1 protein-coding gene is annotated in these 1,311 nt (G+C 67.7%); it reads right to left on the bottom strand.

Going from position 1 to position 1,311, the window contains the following annotated elements:
* Positions 1 to 449: 449 nt before the first annotated feature.
* A complete protein-coding gene (gene proC, locus ADL01_RS20290; RefSeq protein WP_053743436.1) occupies positions 450 to 1,262 on the bottom strand; it encodes a pyrroline-5-carboxylate reductase in 813 nt (270 codons plus the stop codon).
* Between the last annotated feature and the right edge of the window lie 49 nt (positions 1,263 to 1,311).

Here is a 1,311-nt window from a genome sequence, read left to right as displayed (position 1 = left end):
TGCTTTCCAGGTTTCCGCTTTCGCGTTTCCCTTTCCGGCGAGTCCGACTCTATCAGATCCTTTCGGGCCTGATTCCCAGTCAGCGGGGCTTGTCTTCCCAGCTGTTGGGCCGTTCCGACGAGTGAGACTTTAGCGGATTCCCTGCCCCCGAGCTAATCGGGGCTGCGTCCTTTCGAACGCGGATTCCTCATTCACAAATACGCATGCCAATGACATGCCAACGGCGCGACGACAGGTCGTCGACCGTTGCTGAGTACCTGCGGAATGGCTGTCCGGGGACCGACCGGAGTCGGCGCTCACGTCGGACAACTCGGAGAACACTACGTACGGGCCTGGGGCGTGTCAACTCGCGAGACGCCGCGGAGGCTGTGGTCGACCTGCCCGCAGCTGCCGCGTTCGGGGCCGATGGTGTGGTGGACACGGCCCGGTGGGCGTGGTGGTGGCCGGCTTCAGCTGTTGTTGCCGGAGGCCAGGGCTCGGCTGCGGTCGCGGGCGGCTTCGAGGGCGGCGATGAGGGCGGCTCGTACGCCGTGGTTCTCGAGTTCGCGGATGGCGCTGATCGTGGTGCCCGCGGGGGACGTCACGTTCTCGCGGAGCTTCACGGGGTGCTCCCCGCTGTCGCGGAGCATCACGGCGGCGCCGATCGCCGACTGGACGATCAGGTCGTGGGCCTTGTCGCGGGGCAGACCGAGGAGGATGCCGGCGTCCGTCATGGCCTCGACGAGGTAGAAGAAGTACGCAGGGCCGGAGCCGGAGAGTGCGGTGCAGGCATCCTGCTGGGACTCGGGGACGCGGAGCGTCTTGCCGACGGCGCCGAAGATCTCCTCGGCGTGGGCGAGGTGTTCGGAGGTGGCGTGGCTGCCCGCGGAGATGACCGACATGGCCTCGTCGACGAGGGCCGGGGTGTTGGTCATGACGCGGACGACCGGGGTGCCGGTGGTGAGGCGGGCCTCGAAGAAGGAGGTCGGGATGCCGGCGGCGCCGCTGATGATCAGACGGTCCGTGGGGATGTGGGGGGCGAGTTCGTCGAGGAGGGTGCCCATGTCCTGCGGTTTGACCGTGAGGATCAGGGTGTCGGCGGACTTCGCTGCTTCCGGGTTGGTGACCGGGGTTACTCCGTAGCGGGTGCGGAGTTCTTCGGCTCGTTCCGGGCGGCGGGCGGTGACCAGGAGGTCGGCGGGGGCCCAGCCTGCGCGGATCATTCCGCTGAGCAGGGCTTCGCCGATTTTGCCGGTGCCGAGGACTGCGACTTTTTGGGTCATGGTGCGGGGCCCTCCGGGGGTTGCGTCGTCCGGGGTCATCCTCGCATTG

The organism is Streptomyces sp. NRRL WC-3618 (genome assembly GCF_001280005.1).
GTDB lineage: Bacteria > Actinomycetota > Actinomycetes > Streptomycetales > Streptomycetaceae > Streptomyces.
The sequence above is the reverse complement of the archived record's forward strand: the minus strand, read 5'-3'. Positions and strand labels throughout refer to the sequence as shown.

Excerpts from the sequence above, each read along its gene's own strand:
- proC (WP_053743436.1), bottom strand. The coding sequence starts at position 1,262 with ATGACCCAAAAAGTCGCAGTCCTCGGCACCGGCAAAATCGGCGAAGCC.